The organism is Pseudomonas sp. P5_A12 (assembly GCF_056400685.1).
The window spans coordinates 1-7,158 of sequence record NZ_JBFUKU010000264.1; the positions used below are offsets into that span (position 1 = coordinate 1).

At 53.9% G+C, this 7,158-nt stretch carries 7 protein-coding genes; 5 read left to right on the plus strand and 2 right to left on the minus strand.

Going from position 1 to position 7,158, the window contains the following annotated elements; all coding sequences use genetic code 11:
* Window positions 1–142 precede the first annotated feature (142 nt).
* The 4 genes from AC1DSG_RS24710 (at window position 143) to AC1DSG_RS24725 (ending at window position 4,276) form a co-directional block, all read left to right on the plus strand.
* Window positions 143–913, plus strand: a complete 771-nt coding sequence (locus AC1DSG_RS24710; RefSeq protein ID WP_477793241.1) for an SDR family oxidoreductase — start codon at window positions 143–145, stop codon at window positions 911–913.
* A 71-nt stretch (window positions 914–984) separates the two neighbouring features.
* Complete coding sequence (locus tag AC1DSG_RS24715) at window positions 985–2,088, plus strand: glycerol dehydrogenase (protein WP_477793242.1); 1,104 nt, start codon at window positions 985–987, stop codon at window positions 2,086–2,088.
* Between the two features lie 47 nt (window positions 2,089–2,135).
* Window positions 2,136–3,098 (plus strand): cyclase family protein, encoded by a 963-nt coding sequence (locus AC1DSG_RS24720; protein ID WP_477793243.1) that lies wholly within the window; start codon window positions 2,136–2,138, stop codon window positions 3,096–3,098.
* Between the two features lie 161 nt (window positions 3,099–3,259).
* Window positions 3,260–4,276 carry a LacI family DNA-binding transcriptional regulator gene (locus AC1DSG_RS24725; protein WP_477793244.1) on the plus strand — a complete coding sequence of 339 codons (1,017 nt, stop codon included), beginning with the start codon at window positions 3,260–3,262 and terminating at the stop codon, window positions 4,274–4,276.
* 18 nt (window positions 4,277–4,294) lie between these two features.
* Here the strand turns inward: AC1DSG_RS24725 and AC1DSG_RS24730 are convergent, their stop codons facing one another.
* Complete coding sequence (locus AC1DSG_RS24730; protein WP_477793245.1) at window positions 4,295–5,242, minus strand: nuclear transport factor 2 family protein; 948 nt, start codon at window positions 5,240–5,242, stop codon at window positions 4,295–4,297.
* Window positions 5,239–6,243, minus strand: a complete 1,005-nt coding sequence (locus AC1DSG_RS24735; protein WP_477793246.1) for an LLM class oxidoreductase — start codon at window positions 6,241–6,243, stop codon at window positions 5,239–5,241. The genes AC1DSG_RS24730 and AC1DSG_RS24735 overlap by 4 nt, the downstream gene beginning before the upstream one ends.
* A 273-nt stretch (window positions 6,244–6,516) precedes the next feature.
* Here AC1DSG_RS24735 and AC1DSG_RS24740 point away from each other — a divergent pair, with 273 nt between their 5' ends.
* A complete protein-coding gene (locus AC1DSG_RS24740; RefSeq protein ID WP_423502580.1) occupies window positions 6,517–7,053 on the plus strand; it encodes a 2,4'-dihydroxyacetophenone dioxygenase family protein in 537 nt (178 codons plus the stop codon).
* Window positions 7,054–7,158: the final 105 nt, after the last annotated feature.

Genomic DNA, 7,158 nt, shown 5'->3' on the forward strand with positions numbered 1-7,158 from the left:
GTTGATGTCCTGTTGATGTCCTGGTTGCGCCACTCAGGTTTCCCAAAACCACTCTCTCATATGGGCTCAAAATCCTCGGTCAGCAAACGCGTGGGCACATCGCCGCGTCGCGTTTCTCGTTCTCCATCGCGAGGAATTTGACATGAAAAATCTTCGACATTTGGGACGCACAGTCCTTGTTACCGGAGCGGGGGGAGGCATCGGTGCCGCAATCGCTCGGCTGTACTGTGAAGAGGGAGCCCAGGTCGCACTGGTAGATTTTGATGAGCAAACAGTTTCCGAGTTAGCCAAGCAACTCATTGCTGCCGGCCACGTGGTGGCCTGGGCTAAAGCTAACGTCGCAAATTTTGATCAATGCAGTCGAGCCTGCGCTGAGCTTAGCGAGCAGCTCGGCCCAATCGACACCTTGATCAACAATGCAGGCGTGTCACCCAAACATCAGGGCGCACCCGCACCTGTTTGGGCAATGGATCCTCTGGAATGGGATCGTGTCGTCGGCATCAACCTCACTGGCTCGTTCAACTTGGTTAGGGCGCTCGCACCGGGGATGGTCGAGCGCCGCTTTGGGAGAATCGTGAACATGTCTTCCGTTGCTGGCAGCGCCTATTTGCCGATTGTTGCGGCGCATTACAGCGCTACTAAAGCCGCAATTATCGGTTTTACCCGTCACCTGGCAGGCGAGCTCGGGCCATATGGGATTACGGCAAACGCGTTGGCTCCGGGACGCATCGAAACGCCGCTTCTAAAAACAGTTTCTGCGCAAGCAAACCAGACAGTCGTTGATGAGACACCGTTGGGCCGTCTTGGAACGCCCCTTGAGGTAGCCAAAGCAGCATGCTTTTTGACTTCAAACGAGAGTGACTTCATCACGGGTCAAGTCGTAGACGTGGCGGGCGGCTGGTTGATGCGCTGATCCAGATTACTCAGCAGGACTCGCATCCAACGTAGCAATTTATCTTCCAGTTTTCCACAGCAGGTGGTGGCATGGTTCGAACAATGGGTTTTCCTGGCCGGTATGAACAAGGGCCTGGCGCGCTACGGCAGCTTGGCAGAGTCCTTTCCGATATGGGGCGGTCGCGTCCTTTGGTGTTATGCGACGAGTTCGTCTCGACTCATCTGTGGCCTGAAGTCGGAAATGCCTTGACCGACCATGGGATTGAAGCGAGCAGCATCGTTTTTCCTGGTGAGTGCACTCGAGTTGCAATTGCTTCGCTATGTCAGCGTTCAGCTGATTACAAACCGGACACCATTATAGCTCTGGGTGGAGGGAAGACGATTGATACGGCTAAAGGCATGGCCGCACAGCTCAACATCCCTATCGTCGTATGCCCGACTATTGCTTCCAGCGACGCCCCAACCAGCCGATTGATTGTGCTTTATGACGACGCGCACAAGGTCGTCGGTGTCGAGTACCTGAACATGAACCCCTCCGCAGTCGTCGTTGACACTGAAGTCATCGTTCGAGCGCCTGCAAGGTTCTTCGCCGCAGGTATCGGTGATGCCATCAGCAAAAAGTTTGAGGCGCAGCAATGTCAGTCTGCCGGAGGTAACAACTCGTTCGGTACGCCGGCATTGAACACAGCATTGCTTTTAACCGAAGCGGTGTTCACGACGCTGATGACCTACGGATACAGCGCTTACCAAGCGGTGAGCCGGCAGGAAGTTAATGATGATGTCGAGCGAGTCGTTGAAGGAACCGTTCTTATCAGTGGCGTTGGTTTTGAAAGTGGTGGCTTGTCACTAGCTCACGCGCTTGTGCGAGGTCTTACGGCAATACCTGCGATCACTTCCATGCTGCATGGTGAGCTTGTCGCATTCGGAACGCTGGTGCAGATGTCCGTTGAAGAACGCCCAGACTCAGAGATCCTGGCTGTCGCTCAACTTCTGAATGACGTGAATCTTCCTGTCACTCTCGACGGTCTTGGTCAGACGTTCCCGTTTACTGCTGAGGAGCTGGAGACTGTCGTCCAGGCAACGCTGAGTGCCGTGTACGCAAAAAACATGGCGCCAGCGCTTACAGCTGAACGACTCATTCGAGGACTCGCTCGTGCTGACGCGCTGGGACAACAATTTGAGCGCTTCTACTAACCGTTAAATGCAGTACAGCTAATCCAAGAATAAAAGAGGCTCAGAAAATGACAGACAAAACCGTTCCGCACATCCATGACCTGCTCAAAGACTCCCCTAAGAACTGGGGTAAGTGGGGCCCGGATGATGAGGTAGGCTCACTCAACTACCTTACAGGTATCGAAGTGCTCCAAGGGGTCAAAGAGGTCAAGCAAGGCAAGACATTTACTTTGCAGGTGCGGATGGCAGATCCTGCTGGTGATCCGGTCTGGCCTGGCCGCTCCCAGTCAAAACGCATGAATATCATGGATCGTGGTCACTACAACTGTGGCAAAGGCCCACATTTTCCGGGCTCTTACGAGTTCGCCGACGACGTGATGTTTTTTCATCTTCAAGGGTCAACTCAGTACGACGCCCTTGGCCATGTCTGGTACGACGATCAGATTTGGAATGGCTACAGCGCCGATACCACTATCGGCTCCTTGGCCAAGGCGAGCGTTGCTCCATTGGGTGAAAAAGGCATCGTTGGCCGAGGCATTCTGATCGACATAGCGCGCCACCGTGGTAAAGACGTGCTGGATGCAGGTGAAACTTTCAACCATGAGGATCTAATGGCTGCGGCCCGGGCTCAAGGCGTCTCTATCAACAAGCGCGACATTCTCATCATCCGCACTGGATGGATTGGCTCGTTTTATAAACGCGACCCGGAAGAGTTCTACAAAGACTTTATCGAGCCAGGCCTGACCTACAGCCCTGAGCTGGTGAAGTGGTTTCAGGAGATGGAAATTCCGAACATTGTCACCGACACCATTGCTAACGAAGTCACCATCGATCCCGTGTCAGGGGTCGCGCTGCCGTTGCACAACGCACTCATGAGGAACCTGGGCATCACTCTCACCGAGATCGCTCAGCTTGATCCTCTCGCTGAGGACTGCGCTGAGGACGGTCAGTGGACGTTCCTCTATACCGCAGCTCCTTTAAAGGTCGTTGGCGGAACCGGCGCTCCTGTGAATCCGATCGTCATTAAATAAGTGTCTTTGCCTGGGGGCAGCAGAAACGCTGCTCTCAGGTTTTTCTCTCCAATTAACGGCTCCCGAACGGCAGGCTGTTGGCTTATCATCCTCTGCGCAAATCGAGGGCGTTCTTCTGATCGTCCTGTCTCCACGCTACGATCGAGGATGCTGAATCTCCAATGAAAAAAATCGAGAAACCGAAGCTCAAGGATGTGGCTGAATTGGCGGGCGTCTCGATGGGGAGTGCTTCAAGAGCATTGGCTGTCCCGCACTTAGTGAAACCTGCAACGCTCGCCAAAGTACAAGCAGCTGTTCAAGAGCTCGGGTACGTGCGAGACGGGGCCGCGCGTGCTTTGGCATCCAGGCGCACGCACAGCATCGGAGCCGTTTTTCCTACTTTTAACAACCCTGCGTTTGCTGAAGCTGTCCAGGCCCTCCAGTTAAGGCTAACGGAGCTTGGGTATCACCTGATCATTTCTTCCCATGAATACGACCAGGCGCAAGAACYGGTGAACGTAAGGAACATGATTGAGCGGGGCGTCGAAGGCCTACTGTTGGTGGGTACTGAACACAGTCCTGAAATTTATGAAGCACTAACTGCCGCCCAGTGCCCATTCATTCTCATGTGGTCGCTAGATGGTGCTCACGACCATCACTGCGTGGGGTTCAGCAATGAGGAGGGTGGTCGATTGATAGCCAGGCACTTGCTTAGTCTTGGTCATCAAAGTATCGCCATGATCAGTGGAGTTGTTTCTCACAACGAACGGGCAAAATACCGTCTGAAAGGAATCACCGCTCAGCTACTCGAGTCAGGGATCGAGCTTTCAAGTGAACGGATTATTGAGCAGCCGTTCACGATTGAGGGAGGGCGCGCCGGGCTGCGAATTGCTATGGAGCTTAACCCCAAGCCTACAGCCATTGTCTGCAGCACTGACCTCACCTGTATCGGAGCGTTGGCGGAAGCGCGTTCCAATGGGATCGACGTCCCCAAAGAACTGTCAGTCAGCGGGTTCGATGATATCGAGTTCGCGGCTGCCTACGTGCCAGCCCTGACGACCGTCAGGGTGCCGACTTCGAAAATTGGTATCAGCAGCGCCAACAACATCGTTGCGCTGATCGAGGGGCGCCCACTTGCACGCCGGGAGCGCATACAAATCGAACTCGTCGTCCGAGATAGTACGGCTCCACGGCCTTAGAGCGTTTTCAGGAAGGGACTAAACTCTTGGTGCTTCATTGGCATTGAACCAGCCTGGGCGGTACTCGCTCCAAGTCAGTTGCCAGAATCCCTCATGCTTGCGACGAAGCCGCATCCGGTAATGCGCGCCATAGAGAGGTGTGCCATCTTGCGTGTGTGAGTTTCCAGGAATGACTCTGCCGACAATCATTTCCGCTACACCCTTTTCCTCGTCGGACTTGATCTCCAGCACGTCCGCGAAATGCTGCATCCACGGCCAAGGCCTGCGAAACTCTTTGAAGGAGCCGATGATCGCGTGGCGCCCTTCAATAAGGCCCATCGGTTGGAAATCACCAGCGGCGTCGTTGGTAAAGCAATGGGCGAGTAGCTGCATGTCAGCCTGATCCAGCGCCCATGAGTAACGAGCGTAGGTTTCAGCAATACACTCCTCGCTGGGTACCGAAGGCGTTGAGTTTTGGAAAGCAAACCATGGCGCGTTCAGTTCGCTCACGATGGTCGGAGCGGGATCGCCAATCCTCCATCCGTCGTCACCTGGTGGAAGCTGCCAGTGAGTTGCAAGCGAGTAGTCCCCGGTTACCCAATTCAAGGCAATCAGCACGCTGTCGAGGCGCCAGGTGCCTGCTGTTTTTTTCAGAGAGCCTGTGACAGTCATTCCAAATCCGAGCTTGGCCGACTTTGTGGCTTTGCTTATATGGCCATAGGCGTAGAAACTGAAAGTGGCGTCGGTTTCTCCACCTCCCACATAGTGATTGGTTGCCTTCACTGAAAAGCCATCAGCCTTGGCACGGTCTTGCTGGAAAGCTCTGACAATCTTGCGTCCACCCTCATGAGCGGACATGTGGCTAGTTACCAGCTGGCAATTGTCAGTGAACATATCCCCAGCAGATTCCCAATTACCGCTCTCCCAGGCTTCCAGAAAGGTGGCTATAACGCCCTTAATTTCGGTTCGATCACTTGAGCCGGTCACTTGGTCACCTTCGAGACAGGTTGGCCAATTGGGAAGTGTGGAAGGACATACTCGGCCATCTCCTCCAGGACATCAGATGCTGGTCGCTGGAGAGGTTTGATATTCAGTGCCACGTGTGAAACGCCCTCATCCTGTTGCCGCTTCCAGAGTTCCACGAGAGCATTACGCCCGATCCTTATTCCGTTGTAGCCACGTTCCAGCGGTGCACTCGGATCCTTCGCTAGATCGAAAAATGTCGCATAGCCGTATGGCTTAGTAGTGCTGGATTGACTAGCGGAACGGAACTCTCGGATGAGGCCGGGCAAGCGATTGAAGTCGCTCAGATGCCAGATCCAGGCATCCGCATTATTGGCTATCCACTCAAGCGTCTGACGGGCCCTGCCCACCACAATCATGGGAAGGCGAGGGCCGACGGGTTTGGGCACCATGTCCAGCAAGCCTTCCAGCTGACCGAAAAGCTTGGTGGAGGCGGTTGGGAAGCTGTTTTCCGTGACTGTCTTAATCAGCTCGAAGCCTTCTCGGTATCGTTCTTCTCTCGCTTCGAAATCAATCCCGAATGCTGGATATTCAATCGGGCGGTCTCCGCTGGAGAGCCCCAGCAAGAAACGACCGCCGGTTAGCTGGTCGACCGAAACAGACTGTTTCGCAACGATCAGTGGTTCACGCAGCGGGAGCACAATACCAGTCGTGCCCAAGGCAATGTTTTTGGTAACAGCGGCCAGATATCCCAGGTATACAAAAGGGTCGAACATTTGACCTGTGTCGCCAAAACTAGGGTCATAGAAGGGCACATCTCTCATCCACAGACTTGCGAATCCAGCCTCGTCCGCAATACGAGCAAGGCGTTGATGATCCTGTAGGGTGGGAAACGGTGAATTAGGATAGCCCTCCAACGGCATGATGTAGCCGAAAGTCAGACCTTGAGGTTTGAAGACCCGTGAGTACGCGGGGTGTGCGGCGAGTTCGGGACTGAGCTCTAGCGACTGGGTAACTGAAGTCATTTGTAAACCTCGATGGGCAGGCCGTCTGAAGTGGCAGATACGGCTGTCTATGAAACAGGTCTCCATGATAGTGAAGGCATTGGGGAAATTGTGTCCCGACTGTTGTGTCACATGGGGCATTGATCTGGTCGACGGGGCGGCATTAATTGGTATGACTTCTCGTCACAGATGGTGTGAATTTCTGAGTATTCTCCTACGCAATGGCATCGCCTAATCTCCTCAAACGATTGAACAACTGGCTCCCCGCCGGTCACACGTTGAGAGAAACCTATAATGAACACGCCCGTTAAGCCTGATGAACTTGCTATACCTTACGCGCTGCCGCAGGTGCCTTTCATGTCCCCAGACATGGTGCATCCAGGCGTAATGACCACTTGGCTCGAAGATGACAATCTCTGGGTGCCTGTCACCAAGTCAGTTTCTTTCAAGCCACTGCTGCTGAGTGTTAGCGGCGGCTACTATATAAACCTGCTACGAGTGCGTCAGAGCGGGGTGTTATCACGTCACCGCCATTCGGGTGCAGTGCATGCGATCGTATTGAAGGGGCGTTGGTACTACCTCGAACATGACTGGGTCGCTGACGAAGGATCCTTCGCATTCGAGCCGCCGGGGGAGACTCACACTTTGTTCGTCCCTGAAGACGTCGAAGAAATGATCACCTGGTTCCACGTTCAGGGTGGTTACACTTACGTCGATCCACAGGGTGTCGCGGTTGGCTATGAAGACGTTTTCACCAAGCTGGAGGCTGCCCGCAGCCATTACAAGACGCTGGGTTTGCCGGACGATTATATCGAGCAATTTATCCGCTGATTTTGTGGCAAAAAAAACGCGCTACGGCGCGTTTTTTTGTGTAAATAAACAAGTGAACTCAGCTGGGTAAGGAACGTGCCAACATGGATCAATACTCTCAAATGC

Coding starts and splice junctions, on each gene's coding strand:
- AC1DSG_RS24710 (WP_477793241.1), top strand. CDS start 143: ATGAAAAATCTTCGACATTTGGGACGCACAGTCCTTGTTACCGGAGCG.
- AC1DSG_RS24715 (WP_477793242.1), top strand. CDS start 985: ATGGTTCGAACAATGGGTTTTCCTGGCCGGTATGAACAAGGGCCTGGC.
- AC1DSG_RS24720 (WP_477793243.1), top strand. CDS start 2,136: ATGACAGACAAAACCGTTCCGCACATCCATGACCTGCTCAAAGACTCC.
- AC1DSG_RS24735 (WP_477793246.1), bottom strand. CDS start 6,243: ATGACTTCAGTTACCCAGTCGCTAGAGCTCAGTCCCGAACTCGCCGCA.
- AC1DSG_RS24740 (WP_423502580.1), top strand. CDS start 6,517: ATGAACACGCCCGTTAAGCCTGATGAACTTGCTATACCTTACGCGCTG.